The sequence below is a fragment of the Streptosporangium sp. OZ121 genome, from assembly GCF_051918885.1.
Lineage (GTDB): Bacteria > Actinomycetota > Actinomycetes > Streptosporangiales > Streptosporangiaceae > Streptosporangium.
The window spans coordinates 154,816-170,573 of the sequence record NZ_JBPXMC010000009.1 but is presented as its reverse complement, the minus strand read 5'-3'; the positions used below and the strand labels follow the sequence as shown (position 1 = coordinate 170,573).

General features: G+C 67.7%; 17 protein-coding genes and 1 pseudogene. 12 read left to right on the top strand and 6 right to left on the bottom strand.

The window, feature by feature from the left end:
• Positions 1-284 precede the first annotated feature (284 nt).
• Together ACTOQ1_RS18855 and ACTOQ1_RS18850 are read left to right on the top strand one after the other, a co-directional pair.
• Entirely contained in the window at positions 285-1,136 is an 852-nt protein-coding gene (locus tag ACTOQ1_RS18855) for a helix-turn-helix domain-containing protein (RefSeq protein ID WP_440068798.1), read from the top strand.
• An 11-nt stretch (positions 1,137-1,147) separates the two neighbouring features.
• Positions 1,148-1,360, top strand: a complete 213-nt coding sequence (locus ACTOQ1_RS18850; RefSeq protein WP_440068796.1) for a DUF397 domain-containing protein — start codon at positions 1,148-1,150, stop codon at positions 1,358-1,360.
• A gap of 172 nt (positions 1,361-1,532) precedes the next feature.
• Here ACTOQ1_RS18850 and ACTOQ1_RS18845 read toward each other — a convergent pair whose 3' ends face one another.
• Positions 1,533-2,480 (bottom strand): hypothetical protein, encoded by a 948-nt coding sequence (locus ACTOQ1_RS18845; protein ID WP_440068795.1) that lies wholly within the window; start codon positions 2,478-2,480, stop codon positions 1,533-1,535.
• Positions 2,481-3,061: 581 nt separating this feature from the next.
• Here ACTOQ1_RS18845 and ACTOQ1_RS18840 point away from each other — a divergent pair.
• The 4 genes and pseudogenes from ACTOQ1_RS18840 (at position 3,062) to ACTOQ1_RS18825 (ending at position 5,725) form a co-directional block, all read left to right on the top strand.
• On the top strand, positions 3,062-3,946 hold the full coding sequence (locus ACTOQ1_RS18840) for a phosphotransferase family protein (protein WP_440068793.1): 885 nt from the start codon (positions 3,062-3,064) through the stop codon (positions 3,944-3,946).
• A gap of 270 nt (positions 3,947-4,216) precedes the next feature.
• Positions 4,217-4,516, top strand: a pseudogene (locus ACTOQ1_RS18835) (type II toxin-antitoxin system RelE/ParE family toxin); the annotation flags it as partial.
• On the top strand, positions 4,513-4,812 hold the full coding sequence (locus ACTOQ1_RS18830; protein WP_440068792.1) for a helix-turn-helix domain-containing protein: 300 nt from the start codon (positions 4,513-4,515) through the stop codon (positions 4,810-4,812). The pseudogene ACTOQ1_RS18835 and the gene ACTOQ1_RS18830, both read left to right, overlap by 4 nt.
• A 184-nt stretch (positions 4,813-4,996) precedes the next feature.
• On the top strand, positions 4,997-5,725 hold the full coding sequence (locus ACTOQ1_RS18825) for a dihydrofolate reductase family protein (RefSeq protein WP_440068789.1): 729 nt from the start codon (positions 4,997-4,999) through the stop codon (positions 5,723-5,725).
• A gap of 331 nt (positions 5,726-6,056) precedes the next feature.
• Here ACTOQ1_RS18825 and ACTOQ1_RS18820 read toward each other — a convergent pair whose 3' ends face one another.
• Positions 6,057-6,836 (bottom strand): CAP domain-containing protein, encoded by a 780-nt coding sequence (locus tag ACTOQ1_RS18820; RefSeq protein WP_440068788.1) that lies wholly within the window; start codon positions 6,834-6,836, stop codon positions 6,057-6,059.
• Between the two features lie 316 nt (positions 6,837-7,152).
• Entirely contained in the window at positions 7,153-7,560 is a 408-nt protein-coding gene (locus ACTOQ1_RS18815; protein WP_440068786.1) for a YybH family protein, read from the bottom strand.
• A gap of 80 nt (positions 7,561-7,640) precedes the next feature.
• On the opposite strand from ACTOQ1_RS18815, the gene ACTOQ1_RS18810 reads away from it, so the two are divergent.
• Positions 7,641-8,006: a winged helix-turn-helix transcriptional regulator gene (locus ACTOQ1_RS18810; protein WP_440068785.1), complete on the top strand. Its 366-nt coding sequence runs from the start codon at positions 7,641-7,643 to the stop codon at positions 8,004-8,006.
• A 157-nt stretch (positions 8,007-8,163) separates the two neighbouring features.
• On the opposite strand, the gene ACTOQ1_RS18805 is transcribed toward ACTOQ1_RS18810, so the two are convergent.
• Positions 8,164-9,045 carry a TIGR03619 family F420-dependent LLM class oxidoreductase gene (locus tag ACTOQ1_RS18805; protein ID WP_440068783.1) on the bottom strand — a complete coding sequence of 294 codons (882 nt, stop codon included), beginning with the start codon at positions 9,043-9,045 and terminating at the stop codon, positions 8,164-8,166.
• A 428-nt stretch (positions 9,046-9,473) separates the two neighbouring features.
• Here ACTOQ1_RS18805 and ACTOQ1_RS18800 point away from each other — a divergent pair, with 428 nt between their 5' ends.
• A complete protein-coding gene (locus ACTOQ1_RS18800) occupies positions 9,474-9,995 on the top strand; it encodes an NUDIX hydrolase (protein WP_440068781.1) in 522 nt (173 codons plus the stop codon).
• Positions 9,996-10,108: 113 nt separating this feature from the next.
• The gene (locus ACTOQ1_RS18795; RefSeq protein WP_440068779.1) at positions 10,109-10,567 is read left to right on the top strand and encodes a hypothetical protein; all 459 of its coding nucleotides are present in this window, start codon (positions 10,109-10,111) and stop codon (positions 10,565-10,567) included.
• Positions 10,568-10,582: 15 nt separating this feature from the next.
• Here ACTOQ1_RS18795 and ACTOQ1_RS18790 read toward each other — a convergent pair whose 3' ends face one another.
• Positions 10,583-11,500 carry an alpha/beta hydrolase gene (locus tag ACTOQ1_RS18790; RefSeq protein ID WP_440068777.1) on the bottom strand — a complete coding sequence of 306 codons (918 nt, stop codon included), beginning with the start codon at positions 11,498-11,500 and terminating at the stop codon, positions 10,583-10,585.
• A 576-nt stretch (positions 11,501-12,076) separates the two neighbouring features.
• On the opposite strand from ACTOQ1_RS18790, the gene ACTOQ1_RS18785 reads away from it, so the two are divergent.
• Positions 12,077-13,111: an endonuclease/exonuclease/phosphatase family protein gene (locus ACTOQ1_RS18785; RefSeq protein ID WP_440068775.1), complete on the top strand. Its 1,035-nt coding sequence runs from the start codon at positions 12,077-12,079 to the stop codon at positions 13,109-13,111.
• A 172-nt stretch (positions 13,112-13,283) separates the two neighbouring features.
• A complete protein-coding gene (locus ACTOQ1_RS18780) occupies positions 13,284-14,009 on the top strand; it encodes an HAD family hydrolase (protein WP_440068773.1) in 726 nt (241 codons plus the stop codon).
• 147 nt (positions 14,010-14,156) lie between these two features.
• Here ACTOQ1_RS18780 and ACTOQ1_RS18775 read toward each other — a convergent pair whose 3' ends face one another.
• Complete coding sequence (locus ACTOQ1_RS18775) at positions 14,157-14,750, bottom strand: TetR/AcrR family transcriptional regulator (RefSeq protein WP_440068771.1); 594 nt, start codon at positions 14,748-14,750, stop codon at positions 14,157-14,159.
• An 83-nt stretch (positions 14,751-14,833) separates the two neighbouring features.
• Between ACTOQ1_RS18775 and ACTOQ1_RS18770 the strand changes: the two genes are divergently transcribed.
• Positions 14,834-15,730, top strand: coding sequence for an alpha/beta fold hydrolase (locus ACTOQ1_RS18770; protein ID WP_440068769.1), 897 nt, complete (start codon positions 14,834-14,836; stop codon positions 15,728-15,730).
• The last annotated feature ends 28 nt before the right edge of the window (positions 15,731-15,758 follow it).

Genomic DNA, 15,758 nt, shown 5'->3' with positions numbered 1-15,758 from the left:
GGCAGAACCGTTTTCTGCAACGTCCTCGGCCCGGTGATGGCACCGAACGAGCCGAGCTCTCTCCTGGCCCGCATCGGGCCGCCATCTTTGAGTGGCTGCTTTCTGAGAGTTTCAAAAGGTGCGTTAGGTGAGAGTCACACCTAGATCACTCTGCGTGATGGATACTCTTCACATAGTGAGGGCAGGCCGCAGAATTTTCAAGGCCAAAATTTCATCGCCGGTATTGTCTAGTTTCGGCGGGCAGATTGCGTGATTCGCTTACTTAACACGTGAGAAGAGGGCAGATGACCGGTAGTCCGACCATCAAGCGGCGGCGTCTGAGCGCCGAGCTCATCCGACTACGCGAGCAGGCGGGTCTCACCCATGATGAGGTGGCCAGGCGCTTGGAATGGTCGCGCGGTCGCCTCACCCACATGGAGCAAAATAAGTGGGTTCTGCCGGATATCGGTAACGTTCGGCTCCTGCTCGACCTCTACAACGTCGTTGACCCCGCCGTACGTGAGGCAATACTTGATCTTGCTCGGCAGTCCCGAGAAAGAGGCTGGTGGGCCAAATACAAGGACGTGTTCGGTGGCAGTCTTCCCGGCTTCGAGGCAGAGGCCACCCAGATCCGTACCATCGAGCTCGTAACCATCCCTGGCCTGCTGCAAACGGCTGACTACGCCACGGCGATCTTCCAAGCGGGACAGGTCCTTGATCAAACTGCCGTCCAGCGTCGTGTTGAGGCGCGTCTGGCCAGGCAAGCAATCCTCAGTCGTGACAACCCGCCGCAGATCTGGGCCGTCATCGACGAGGCGGCGCTACGGAAGATGGTCGGTGGTCCCAAGGTCATGGCGGAACAACTCGGCCATCTTGCTCACATGGCGATGCGACCGAACATCGCTGTTCAGGTGCTACCTGACTCGATCGGTGCGCACGCGGCGATGGGAAGCGGGTTCGTCATCTTGGACTTCGCGGGCGATCTGGATCCGTCGATCGTCTACTTGGAGACACCGACAGACAATCTCTTCCTGGAGCGGCCGGAGGAGATTCAGGCGTATACGCTCACGTTTAACCGTGTAGTGGCGGCAGCCCTGACCGTCGAGGAGTCTGTACGTTATGTGGCTGCCCTGGCCGATCGGCTGCAGCAGGAATAGAGGCGACGACTGTGGACCAAATCCTCTCGGGGCTCATCTGGCGCAAGAGTAGTCAGAGTGCTCAGCAGGACAATTGTGTCGAAGTAGCGGATCTTCCGAACGGAGGGCGTGCTGTGCGAGACAGCAAGAAACCTAGCGGGCCGAAGCTGCTTTTTGCTGGTGGCGAGTGGAAAAAATTTATCGATAGTGTTAAAAGTGGCGCATTCGAGGATTTGAAATACTGAAGGATCAAGTTCAAGCTTGCTTCATGGATCAAGTTTGCTTGATGGATACTGTTAACAACCCTACAAAGCCAGCTGAGTGCTCAAAATTCGATCGAAGTAGTACAAGGCTCCAGGTTACCTACTACTGGAGTGAGGTTAAATTCATCTCTAATGCTTAGCTGGAACAGAATGCTTACGAAGGCTGTCCAGAATTAGAGGCTATGCGGGTAAATCCTGATCCCAATTCTTCGTATACGCAAGAAACTCCTACGCTGTGAAGGAAGTTGATTAGGTCATCGCTCGGGCGGTGAGGCAACAGAAGTGCCAGGCTGGGCTTAGGGGTGATGTGGCGTTGATAGTCGAGGAGCTGACCAACACTCCGCCGTATGGCATCGCGTGTTGCAGTCCCCTTGGCCTCGTATAGCTCGTTTCCCTCCTGGTCGTATAGATCCGTAAAAAGGGGGCGAGTCTCGCCGGCAGGCGTAATTTTCCAACGCTGAAAATCGCGGTCAAGGTAAGAAATATATCGAGCGCAGAGTTCGCTTTCTCGGCGAACGGCTGTTGTTGCTTCTGTTCCAGGGTTCTTGAAGGTCTGTGTCACGTGTGCTTCTAGCGGAATAAGCACAGCTTCAGTTATAACTTTGATGTCGCCGGTACTGCTTTGATCGGTTTCGCGATGAAAAGCTTCGCCCAGTAGGTGGAGGCGAAATACGAAGACTGTGCGCAGCTCATTTGCTTCGTCGGGAGCCTCTTCTAAAAAGAATGGCCGCTCTTCATCTATTTTAAATTCTCCGATATAGCGATGATTCTTCTGGCTCGTTCCCGGGATGAATCCCTCGGCCACGAATACGCGGAGAGCACGGCCTTTCGTTTGATGCTCAAGGATGGCTCGATTGCCGTCCCGCATTTGCTGGTCGCCGACACGTCCTTCGCCCGTGTAAAGGAAGACGGTGCGGTCTTCATTCCAGCCGTCAAAGTTATAGCCAAATGCTTCACCGCGGTCGGGGTCTGAGTAGATGAACACATTTGGAGTTGTTCCGGAGGGTTCGATACCTCCGTACTTGGCGCCCCCGTACTTCGCCATACGCTCCTCGCGCCCCAAAAGCGCGCCTACAGGGGTGTCCCATCCCACATCGATCATCTAGCTAAGATAGGGCATTGTGACTACAAAGTAGAGCTTGTCCGCTTACGTCCTAGCCAATCGTTCAGGGCAGGATCTGGCGATCACCGTGAGGACTGTCCTTGGCTAGGGATCTTTCGGTCACCACACGCACCTGAGCTGAAACCAGCCGGGGACGCCGGGCACTCAAACGGGGGTGCACTAGCCCTACGCTAGAAGGCGCTGATCAGCTCACTACGATGGTCAAGGCATGATCACGGGCCTACAGACTGTCATGCTCTGCTGGATGGCTTCATCTTCGGCTTAGCTTCTCTCGAACTGCTCCGGTTCCAACTTTCTAGATTCAGTTGATGGATCACATAGATGTGTGGCTGGCTGCTACATGCTCAACGTGGCGACAGCCGAGATGATCAGCGTCCGAAGTGCTGCGCCATGCACTGCTGGGTCATCGGCGCGATTCATGGCCCCACGGCCGCGACAGGGTCTACCGTCGAGGCGATGCGAGCCGCTGGTCTGCCCCTCGTCCCCAAGCTGTGGACACCTGCCAGCCAATGCAGCCAGTGCTACGCGGTCTGCGCCGACGACCGAAGGGAGAGCTGACCGTGAAACCTCAGTGGGACGACCTCCCCGACAACGTGCGTCGCACCGTTGAGCAGCGGATCGGCCAAGTCCTCAAGGCCGAACCGGTGACCAAGGGGCTCATGCCCGGCCTCGCTGCCCGGCTGCACACCGAGGACGGCGGGACTGTCTTCCTCAAGGCCGTCTCCACCGCCAGCCCGGCCGCGTCCCTGTACGAGCGGGAACGACGAGCCGGCACCGTGCTGCCGCCCGGCCTGCCCACTCCCCGCCTGCGGTGGAGCGGCGAGGTGGAGGGGTGGATCGTGCTGCTGCACGAGTACGTCGACGGGCGCGATGCCGATCTGTCGCCCGGCTCACCGGACGTTCCGCTCGTGCTGGACACCCTGGCCGTCCTGAACGAAGCGCTCACCCCATGTCCAGGCGATGTTCCGGATGTCGCCGCGAACATCGCGATGCTCCAGGCCAAGGCCGCGCGACTGCTCGCTCTTCCTCCCGAGGAGTTGCCGCACCGGGCCATGTACGAGACGGCGCTCGACAAGCTCAAACCCGACGCCCTGGACGGCGACACCCTTCTTCACTACGACCTGCACTCCGGGAACTTCCGGATCGACGATGGTCAGCCGTACGTCATCGACTGGGCGTTCGCGGCGCGCGGTGCGGCCTGGATAGATGCCGTCATGCTCGCTCCACGCTTCATCGAGGCGGGCCACACCCCCGAGCAGACCGAGGCACTCTTCGCCCAGGTGCCCGCCTGGCGGTCCGCACCCGCAGACGCCGTAACCGCTCTGGCCGCGCTGTGGACGCTGTTTCGCCTGTACAAGGGGCGGTTTGGCCCGGTGGAAGGACGCGATTTCCGTGCGCGGGCCGCCGAGGCAGGACGAGCCTGGGTGCGGCATCGCTCCCGCTGACCTGCTTCGGGGGACCGGCTTTTGGGGAAGTCGAGGGTGACCGCCTGTCCGCTGATCAGCCGGTGTTCTATCGTGAAACGGTGCTCACGGTTGGTGTTGACCTGGCGACAGCAGCGAGTGAGACGGTGCAGGCTGGGAGCTCGAAGTTCCGTGCCTCATTGTGTTCAGGTAAAAGCAGGGCGTGATGAGACTTCGACTCATAGCATCAACGCTATGAGCTGGGGTACCGTAGAGCTGGAACCAGAGGTTCGGAAGTGACTCGAAGATCTATCTGCGGCATCGTTCGCGAGAGTGGCCTTCTACGTCGATCTGCTTGCGGAAGAGGGAACTCTCCTGGGAGAGCCGTATACGAAGCAGCTCGACGGCAAGCTCCGTGAGCTCCGGTTTCATCTCGACGAATTCGCTGTACGCATCACTTACTGGATCGCACCTGGTCGCCGGATCGTGCTCTTGACCGTGTTCCACAAGACGCGGACGCGTGATGATCGTGAGGTTGAGCGGGCTCGCCGGGCCATGCGTCGCTGTGTCGAACTGGCGCACATCGTCGACGAGGAGGAAGAGGCGATATGAGTGAGCAGGAGAGTTGGCGGGGGCTCAGGGATCGTCGGATGGCCGAGCCGGGTGCGGCTGAGGCCTACGAAGCTACCCGCATCGCGTACGAGCTAGGCAGGACGGTCCGCGGTATGCGCGAGGAACGAGGGTGGAGTCAGAACGAGCTGGCTCGCGCGGCCGGCATGACCCAGTCGGCGGTGGCCCGGTTCGAGGCCGGAGGAACCGTCCCCACGCTGCCGGTTCTGGAGCGCCTGGCGGGTGCGCTGGACGCGGACGTCGAGGTTCGCCTGACGCCCAGGGCTCCTGCCGCCTGAATCCTGGATGGCCTCGTGGTCATGGCGCGTGAACACCTGTGGAGATGCCCTCTGTGTCAAGCTCACCTGCGAGGACCGGTGGCGTCAAGATTTCGGTGTGGGCAGGTAGAGATCCGGTCCGCGGCTCCGACTCCCTACCGAGCGGGTCCCATTCGGGGGGTCGCCGGAACAGGAGCGAAGCGACATGACAAAGGTGACGGCACAGATGTCGGTATCACTCGACGGCCACTACGCCGGCCCGCGACACAGCGGTGAGGCGAGGGACTGGCTGCAGTCGGCGGAGGCCGCGGGCTTCTTCCGGGTCACCCGGTGGGTGATCGACGCCGCGGCCTGGCGCGAGCGGCAGGGCTTCGCGGGCGGCGAACGGGACGTCAACTCCGACATCATGGCCGAGACGTTCGAGGCCGCCGGGGCCTACGTCATGGGTCGGAACATGGCGGACGGAGGCGAGGTCCCCTGGGGTGACGAGCCGCCGTTTCGCGCGCCGGTGTTCGTCGTGACCCACCGCCCCCGCGAGACCCTGGTGCGCAAGGGCGGGACGAGCTTCACGTACGTGACCGACGGCATCGCCAGTGCCGTGGAGCAGGCGCGCGCCGTCGCGGGGGGCAAGAACGTGGCGATCGCCGGAGGGGGCACCCTGCTGCGCCAGGTCATCCAGGCCGGTCTGCTGGACGAGCTGGAACTGCACATCGTCCCGACCGTGCTCGGCAGGGGGATGCGCCTGCTCGACGCCGACCTCGGCGCGGGCCTCGGCCTCGACCTCGCGGAGAAGGAGGCGATCGAGCTCACGCCCACCAGGGTGATCCACACCCCCGAGGTCACGCACATCCGCTACACCGTCAACGGGCGGGCCGCCCTCGTCCTCGACGACCGCGGCAGCGGAACGGACGCCTTCGGAACCGGCACCCCGTAGTCCTCCGAGATCGTCGCGAACGCCGGGATCCCGATGTGCTGACAGCGACACCTATTGGCGCCGGCGCGGGCTGTTCGGGCACCCGCGCCGGCGTCAGACTGTCGCGCGGGACAGAGGGAGACGCACAGCGAACAGACCGGCCACTCGAAAGCAGCTCAAGCTCATCTCTGAGCAGCTCATCCAGCAGCTCATCGTCATCCCCGAGCAGCAGCTCAAGCTCGTCCCGCAGCAGCGGTTCATCCGGCGGCTCAGGGCCATCTTCGAGCAGCGGCTCATCGTCCGAGGGGCCGGCTGGTCTACTCACTGGCTGCCGGCAGCCCGACGAACTACCTCAGCCGCAGCGTCCGAACACCTGTACGTAGGTCGCGGCCGGGGTGGTGGACCCGGCGGCCGGATCCGCGCTTCCCCAGGCAACAGCGGTGTACAGCTCGGTGAAAGCCGGGTTGAGGATGGTGTCGCGGTGTGGCTTGCTGTTCATCCACCAGGTGACGGCCGCCCGGGGCGTGACGGAGGAGGTCCCCCACCCCGCGTAGGTGTTCTCGCCGATGGAGAACGAGGCGCAGCGGCGACCGTAGCCCACGGCCTGGGCGCGGCTCAGCGGGGTCGAGCCGGTCTGCGGGTTGATGTGCGGGTCGCACCGGCCGGGGTCGCCCTGTACGGGGCGGCAGTTCTTACCCGGCTCCGCCTTTCCCCACCAGCGCAGTCTGACGGCGTCCGCGGCGTGCCTGGCGGCGGCGGCCCCGAGCGTGGGGCCACCTTTCTTGCCCAGCGAGAGGTATCTCTTCAGCGGTTTCAGACCGGTCCGTTCGGCGTTGACGAGACACAGAACCGCTTTCTGGACGGTGGTCGACTGCGCCCTGAAGTCGTAACGTCCCCGGCTGGTGTCGGGGAACGCGGACTGGGGCCGGATGACGAAGTCGATGTTCGCGCAGGTTCCGGCGCCTTTCAGCGGTGCGGCCGCGGCGGCTGCCGGCTGTGCCGCCGCGGCGATGCCGGTCAGGCTCAGCAGGAGGGTTCCGGTCACGGCGACGGCCGCCCGCCGGGGGCGTGATGAGGGGCTGCCGGGCACGGGTCGCCGCGGCTTGCGGGAGAGCTGTGGGAGGCTGCTCATGGGGGGACTCCTCGGCGTCGGTGTCCTTCAGTGATAAGCCGAGGGTCTTACAAATGTCTTGCGGTGCACTTAAAGACCTTTAGTGCTCCTATTGGGTAGATAAATGCCGATGGTGATGAGGCTGCCCTGGGGCGCGGTCACGCCGGTACGTTCGGGTCAATGGTGTACGTCTGGCGGAGTCGCCGCTGGAGCGCGAAGAAGTGGATCTGCCGGACCGCCGCACATCCCTCCCGGGCTCCGGCGAGCGGGCGCTGCGCCTGCCGGAACCGGTTGATCTCGCACGCCGTCTGGCGGGGTGAACGACCGGCGACGACCGTCAGTGACTTTCCCGGCCACCGGTTTCCGCCCGTACGCCGAAGGGGTTGTCGATGGCGTACCTCCAGTACCCGTCCTGCCCGCGTCGGGCGACGTCGGTGGCGGTGCCCTGGATGTGCACGGGCCGGCCGTCGCGGGCCGTGCCGTCGATGACCCAGTCGACGATCAGCAGGGCGAGGTCGCCTGTGGTGTAGACGTGCCGTGGCCGGACGGTGATCGGCAGGCCCAGGGCCAGGAACCGGCCGTTGGCGGCGTCGATCTGCTGCCCGGTCAGCGGTGAGCCCGGCTCCGGGACGAACACGGCTCCGCTTTCGTAGACCTCCGCCACCGCCTCCGCGTCACCGTGGTTGAAGCGCTCGGCGAAGACCGCGGGCACGTCCTCGGCGCGTTCGGCCAGCTGTCGCATCATCGACCCATTTCCTTCCGGTCGGGTAGAAATCGCGGTCAGGGAGAAATCAGTCAGACACGGCAACGCTAGGAGGCGCCTTCGTGGCTCACCAAACGGTTGGTCATCCGGGCCTGCCCGACGACCCTCGCGCGAACGTCACCGAACCCACCCCGTCATGCCCGGTGGAGATCACTCTGGCGGCCCTGCACGGGCGCTGGACGACCCTGCTCGTCCGTGAGCTGCTGCGGGGCGACCGTACGTTCAGCGAGCTTCGCCGGGCGCTGCCCGCGCTGTCGGACAAGGTGCTGTCCGATCGGCTGGCGCACCTGACCGCGGCAGGCGTGCTCGACCGCCACCGCCGGCCCGACTGGCCGCCCCGGGTGCGCTACAGCCTCACCTCCCGCGGGCGTGACCTCGGCCCCGTCCTCCAGGCGTTGTGGGACTGGGGTGCGGGGCGGCGACCGTGAGATACGTGAATCGCCAGGCTTCGGCCGGACGTCTTCGGCGGGGTCGGCCCGGGCTTGTGTCAATGGTGGTCGTTACGGTCGCCGAGCATCGTCGATCTTTTGCAGGGGGCTGCCGTGGCAGCAGGTCGGTCGCCCCTGCGGAACGGTGCGGCAGGCGTCAGGTGCGCGTCCCCGCCTCGGTGGTGTCGAGGAGGGCGAACCGCTGGGCGAACGCGGACAGCTCCTCGCGTTGCCGTTCCGGTTCGGTGGCGGTGGCACCCACGACGATGCGGGTCACGCCTTGCGCGGCGAACGCCTCGACCTGGTCGACGGTCATGTCGATCGCCCCCGATCGCGTGTACTCCAGCGTTTCCGGGCTGCGGCCGGCCTCGACGGCGGCGGCCCGGGCGAGGTCCATCTGGAGGGCGCGCTCGTCCGGGGTGAGCGCGCCACCCGGGAAGTAGCCGTCGCCGCGTCGTCCGGCGCGGCGTGCGGCCGCCCGGCTCGATCCGCCGACGTGGATCGGCAGGTGGGCGACCCCGTGGGGCTTCGGGAACTGGCACAGCTCGTCGAAGGCGAAGAACTCCCCGTCGAAGCTGACACCCTCCTCGCCACCGGCCCAGAGCAGCCGCATCACGTCGATCGCCTCGTCGGCGCGACGCCCACGGGTGCCGAAGTCGACCCCCACCGCCCTGGCCTCACCGGGCAGGGCGCCGAGCCCCACGGTCAGCAGCCGCATCCGCCCCTTGGACAGCACGTCGATGGTCGCCAGGCGCTTGGCGAGGATCACCGGATGGTGGTACGGCAACAGCAGCACACCCGTCCCGAGCAGGATCCGTCGCGTGGCCGCGGCGACGAAGCTCAGGCAGTCGAGCGGATCGAAGTACGGCAGCGACGGCGGGAGCTCGAAGCGCCCGACCGTCGCACCGGGATACAGCACGATGTGCTCGGGCAGATACAGCGCCTCGAAGCCGCATTCCTCGGCGTGCCGGGCGTAGGCCATGATCTTGTCGGGGTCGACGCCGTGGTAGGGCGTGCTGTAGCTGACTGCGAACTTCATCGTCGTTCCTCCGGTCGGCCGGCCGATGCGACGGATGGGCGGTCGCCGATCACCATGGCCGGTACCGCGGCGGCATCGTGGCCTCGCCATGTGTCGACGACCTCCCCACCCGTCTGTCGCGGCCACGCTAGAACCTTGTCACCGGCGTCAAGGCAACTCGCGCCCGGTCACGGCCGCGGAAAGCGGCCGATCCAGCCGCGCGACGCCGACCTTTCGCCCGGCTCATCGGGCTCCCGCCGCCTGAACCGGCACCATGCCCCCAGGGTTGCGATGGCGACCACGCCCTTTCTGGCACGACCTCTCAGAGAGATCATTCATAGGTTCGGAGAGGCCAAGGGCATCGGCCCGTCTGGCTGGGCGACCTGGACGGGCCGAGCCGGAACCCGCCGGTCCGAGTCGACGGCCGACGAGGAAGAAGGGTGATGTGAGTGAGCGGGAAGGGCGACGACGTGTTGGTGAAGGTGAACACCGAGAAGGTGCTGTGCTACGTCGTACGCGACGGGCGGCTGCTGGTGTTCCGGCATGTCGACGAGAGCTACGAGGAGGTCGGGATCCAGGTTCCCGCCGGGACCGTCAAACCCGGTGAGACGCCCGAGGCGGCGGCACTGCGCGAGGCGCGGGAGGAGACGGGCCTGCCCGGGTTCGGGATCGTGCGGAAACTCGGCACGACCGAGTACGACATCACCCCGTACCGGTTCGAGGTCCAGCGTCGCCATTTCTTCCACCTGGAGCTGACCGGGGACGCTCCGGAGCGGTGGAACAGCCAGGAGGACCACGATGGGGAGGGAGAACCGACCCGTTTCGAGTGCTTCTGGATCCCGCTGGAGACCGCCCACGTCCTCCAGGCCGGTCAGGGCGCCCTGGTGGGTCGCCTGTTCGACGTCGACCCACCGGCGAGGGAAACGGCGGAAGCCCAGGGATCGCCGGGTGGCCTGACCGGGGGCGGCTGAGGCTCGCGCGCCGGCACAGATGTCGGCACGGTCGGCGCGGTTTTGTGTCGGTGGTGGTCGTTACAGTCGCCGAGCACTGTTGATCTTTTGCTGAGGATTGTCGAGGAGACCGGATGACCGAGCCCGATGTGACGATGGCCAGGATCGGCCAAGGTGTCGAGCTGGGCCGACGAGGTGAGCGAGAGGCCGCTCGGAAGCTGTTCTCCGAGCTGTGGGAGGAGATCGGTGTGACGGGCGACCCCCTGCACCGCTGCGCTCTCGCCCACTCGATGGCCGATGTCCAGGACGAGGTGAAGGAGGAGCTGCTCTGGGACCTGCGCGCCCTGGAGGCGGCCGACCTGGTCACCGACGAGCGGGCTCGGCAGGCGGGGGTCGCCGGTCCCGTGAGCGGTTTCTACCCTTCCCTGCACCTCAACCTGGGCGACGCCTACCGCAGGCTCGGCGACCTCGACCGGGCGCGCGACCACCTCGAACGCGGGCGTGCCGCCGTTGGCGCGCTCGGTGACGACGGGTACGGGCAGATGATCAGGCAGGGCCTGGCGCGGCTCGCCGGGCGCCTGCCGACAGCCTGAGGACGTGATCTCCCGCTACATGTCTTTTCCATCCTGATCCAGGGACGCCCGGTCCGGACTCCGCGCTCCCCGGTAGGCCCACTCCGCGATGCGGCGCAGCAGGGTGGTGGCGACGGGAGGCGGGGAGGGGAGGAGGACGGTCGCGTGGAAGGCGTGGGGCATGCCCTCGTAGACGTCGAGCCGGACGTCTCCTCCGGCGGCGGAGACCGCTTCGGCGAAGCGCCGCGCGTCGTCGAGCATCACCTCTTTCGAGCCCACCGCCAGCAGCAGCGGGGGCAGCCCGCGAAGGTCGCCGTGCAGAGGAGACTGGGGCGCCCGATCCGGTCGCTCCCCGGCCAGATACTGGGTGCGGACGTGGTCGAGTACGGCCCGGTTGACGACGTCTTGGCCGTCGTTGGCGTCGATGGACGGGCTGGACAGGGTGAGATCGGTCTGCGGGGAGACGGCCAGCGCCGCCTCGGGGAGGGGATCGCCCGCCCGCTTGAGCACGAGCAGCGCCGACAGCACCAGCGTGCCCCCGGCGGACTCGCCCGCCAGGATGATCCGCGACGCGGGCACGCCCTGGCCGAGCAGGCTTCGGTAGACGGCCACCGCGTCGTCGAGGGCGGCCGGATACCGGTGGGCGGGCGCGAGCCGGTAGTCCACCGCCAGGACGGGGCGACCGGTCGCCTGAGACAGGCGGTGGGCCATGAGCTGCTCAAGGTGGGGGTTCTTGTACTCGAATCCGCCTCCGTGGAGATAGATCGTCACCCCCCTCTCGACCGTGGTCCGGCCCGCGGTGACCCAGGTGCCGGGAACGCCGCCGGTGTGCGGCAGGACGGGGGTGAGGTCGGCGTCGGCGGGCAGGGCGGGGGGATGGGAGTGCAGGGTCATGAGCTGCGACAGCGCCTCGGCGCTGTCGCCGGGCGTGCTGGGAATGCGTGTGACGTTCACGATGTGGTCCTAATCAGTTCTTTCACGGCAGAGCGGGCGGGCAGCCGACATCGGCGTGTTCGGCCTGCTCCGGGTATGGGTGAGGGCACCTGATGCGCGCGGCGATGGCGTCGGTGAGGGCGCCGGACGCGCGCGCGGTGGTGGCCGGTGGCTTGTGGCGCGGGCAGCGCGGAGCCGTCGCGCGCCGAGTTGGTCGCAGGCACGAAGGGCGTGATGGGCGTGGGTCTCGATGAGCACATGGGGACAGCGAGACGTCAGCCGGTCATCGACCCGTCGGATTCGAGCCCGTCAGGTTCGAGAAGGGCTCGCGGGCGCGGTGGTGCTCAGCACCACCGGGCGTGGGAACGGCGCGCGGGCGCTGTGCGGTCAGGCGCTGCCTGTGAAGTGTGAAGACACGACGTCATCCCTTGCTACGGCGCCTCCATGCCACCGCCGTCCTCCCGGCCGGTGGCACGCGACATGCATGTCATTACAGGACCTCGCGACGAACGCTGTCAAGGCGTGACGTTCTTCGTTGTTCCGTTCTCCTCGCCGGAGGAGGCCCGGCCGGGCCTCGATGATCGTACGGTCGGGCGTATGAGCGTCGAAGATCGGAAGACCGGCGGCGAGGGGAGGAGCGCCCGTCGTGCCGGGCGCCGGGCGCCGGGACGGGACGCGCCGGACGGAAGGTCCGGCGAGCCTTCGAAGCCACGGCCGCGCGGGTGGGTTCTCGCGTCGGCCGCCGTGCTGGTGGCGGGAGTTCTGGCGTTCCCCGCCGTGGTGCCCAACGCCGTGGGCAATCTCGGCAGCCTGCTGGAGACCTTCCTGCCCTGGGCGGGCCTGGCCGTTCCGGTGCTGCTGGGTCTGGCGCTGCTGCGCCGTTCGGCCCTCGCGGCGCTGTCCGTGGTGCTGCCCGCGGTGGTCTGGGTCGTGGTGTTCGGCGGGCGGGTGCTGCCCGCCGACCGGGCGGCGGGGGGCGACCTGACCGTGCTCCAGCACAACGTCGGCGAGGAGAACCCCGACCACGAGGGGACCGCGCTGGCCCTGGTACGGGCCGGGGCCGACCTCGTCGCCCTGGAGGAGCTGACGCCCGCCGTCCGGCCCGTCTACGAGAACGCCCTCGCGTCCGGCCACCCCCACCGCGCGGTCGCGGGCACCGTCGGCCTCTGGTCCAGGTATCCCCTGACGGACCCGAGGCCGGTGGACATCAGGCCCGCGGGCGTCGGGCCCGACTGGAACCGCGGGCTGCGGGTCACCGCGCGGACGCCGCACGGGGACGTGGCCGTGTACGTCGCCCACCTTCCCTCGATCCGCATCCGGCCGCCGGACGGTTTCGGGTCAGGCCGCAGGGACGAGAGCGCCGCCAAGCTGGGGGCGGCCGTCGCCTCGGAGACGCTGGACAGGGTCGTCCTGCTGGGCGACCTCAACGGCACCCTCGACGACCGCGGCCTGGCCCCGCTCACCTCCCGGATGGCCTCGACGCGGAGGGGGTTCGGTTTCAGCTGGCCCGCCGCCTTCCCTCTCGCCCGGATCGACCACGTCATGACCCGTGCGGCGGTCCCCGTCGCCGCCTGGACCCTGCCCGCCACCGGCAGCGACCACCTGCCGCTCATAGCCCGGGTCGACCTCTGACGCCCGCGTCGACCTCTGGCGGCCGTGGGCGGCCGTGTCGATGTCGTTCGCGCCGTTCATGCCGTTCGCTCCGTTCGCCTCGGGCTCCGGCCCCGCCGGTGACGGGATCCGCGCCCTTCCGGGAGGCCGGGCCGTCAAGCCCCGGCGATCCGGGCTTGGTTATGCTCGGGCGGTGAGCTCCCCGAGAACGCTCGTGCTGTGGGACATCGACCACACGCTGATCGACGCCGGCGGTGTCACCGCCGACACCTACGACCACGCGTTGCACGCCACCACCGGCCGCCGGATGGAGTACTCGGTGCAGGTGGCCGGGCGGACCGAGCGGGCGATCATCACCGAGATCCTCCAAACGCACGACGTCGAGGTGTCGGACCGGCTCCTCGACTCCTTCTACGTCGCCCTCGCCGAGGCGTTCGTCGTGCGCGAGGCCGTCATGCGGGAGCGCGGCCGGGCCCTGTCCGGAGCGCGCGAGGTGCTCGCGGCGCTGGCGGAACGCCGGGACGTGGTGCAGTCGGTGCTCACCGGCAACACCGAACCGGTCTCGATCGGCAAGCTCACCGTGTTCGGGCTGGAGGGCTTCGTGGACTTCGAGGTGGGCGCGTACGGCACCGACCACGAGGACCGCGCCGCGCTGGTGGCCCTCGCGCAGCGGCGCGCCGCCGGCAAGTACGGGGAGCCCTTCACCGCGCGCAACACCGTGCTGATCGGTGACACGCCGAACGACGTCCGCGCCGGTCATGAGGGCGGAGCGAGGGTGATCGCGGTGGCCACCGGCTTCAACGACGCGAGCGTCCTGGGCGAGGCCGGTCCGGAGCTGGTGCTGGAGGACCTCGCCGACACCGACGCCGTCGTACGGTCCGTGCTGGGCGTGCCGGACCGGGCGAGCGGCGACCGTTAGTCCGAGACTGCCGTAACGGCCCGCACCACCGACCACCGGCCTGCCTCCGAGGGGCCTGCGCGGCTCGGTTCCCCGGCCGGGGAACCGGTGGGGGAACCGGTCAGTCCTGTACGGGACGAGCCGGAGCTACGCAAGGTCGAGCCGGGGTCACGCGGGGATGAGCCGGGCGAGCCGCCCGCGCAGCACCGCCAGGGCGCTCTCCGCGTCGCGCTGCCCGGCCAGCACGGCGATGCCCAGTCCGGCGGCGGTGGCCAGCAGCACGATCGCCTCCGTACGGGGGTCGAGGTCCGCCGCCATGTCGCCGTCGTCCCGTGCCTGGGCGAGCCGACCGGCCACGAACGACTCCATCGCGTCCGGTGCGGCCAGGAAGGGGTGCGCGGCCAGCGCCTCGTCGGTGACGGCCAGCACCGCGTAGGACGTGTAGGCGAGGTGGAAGATCCGGCTGCGTTCGTCGGTCGGGATCGACTCGGTGAGGATGGCCTCCAGCACCTCGCGCGGCCGGCGCGTCCCGGCCAGCCTCGCCTTCAGCCGCTCCGCCATCTGCTCCGCGAGCCGCCGCAGCGCGAAGAGCGTGAGCTGCTCCTTGGTGTCGAAGTAGTGCTGCACCAGGTGGAGCGAGACGCCCGCCTCGGCGGCGACGGCGCGCATCGTGACGGCGTGCAGCCCGCGCGTGCCCATCACCCGCAGGAGCGCCTCGGCGATGTCGTTGCGTCGGCTCTCCCGGTTGTCGGCGCGGCTCATGCGACCTCTCCATGGACAGGGCCTCGATTAGTTGGTACAACCGTACCCTATACAGATGTACCAACTTAATAAGGGGACAGATCATGGACGGCGGCACCCGCGCTCAGGTCGGGCGCTTCACCAGCGAGGCGGCGGAACGGGAGTTCCGGGCCGCCTACGACACCGCGATGACACTGTGGCCGCCCCACGACACGATCGACGTGGAGACCGGGTTCGGAACCACCAGGGTCTACCGCCGCGGGCCGGTGTCGGGGGAGCCGATCGTGCTGCTCCACGGGCACGGTGCCAACGCCTCCACCTGGTACCACCAGGTGGCCGAGCTCGGACGGCACCGTCCGGTCTACGCGATCGACACGATCGACGACCCCGGCGGCAGCGTGCAGCGCAGGCCCGTGACCGGCTCCGGCGACGCCGCGGCCTGGCTGTCGGAGGTCCTCGCGGGTCTCGACCTGACCCGCGCGCATCTGGTCGGTCTCTCCTACGGCGGCTGGCTCGTGCTCAACCAGGCCGTCCACCGGCCGGAGCGGCTCGCCTCCGTCACGCTGCTCGACCCCGGTGGCCTGGAGAAGGTGCCCGCTCGGTTCCTCCTCGGCCTGTTCGCGGCGGTGTTCGCGATGCGGGCGCCCGCGTCCTGGCGACCCGCACTGGCCCGCCTTCTGGCCGTGCACGCCCTGGTCGAGCGCTCCGAGATCATGGATCCCGTTCTGCTCGGCGCCCACGCCTTCCGCCCGCACCGCAGTCCCGCGCGGCGGTTCACCGACGACGAGCTCCGTCGCGTGACCGTGCCCACGCAGCTCCTCCTCGCGGCGCGCACCACGTTGATGCGGCCCGCCCGGGCCCTCGCCCGTGCCCGGCGGCTCCTGCCGCTGCGCCACGCGGAGATCGTGCCCGGCATCGGCCACGCGATCCCGTTGGAGGCACCCGACCTGGTCACCGACCGCGTTCTCGGCTTCGTCGACCGTACGGCGGACCAGGTCTGAGCAGGCCCGAGCAGCTGAGCAGGGGACG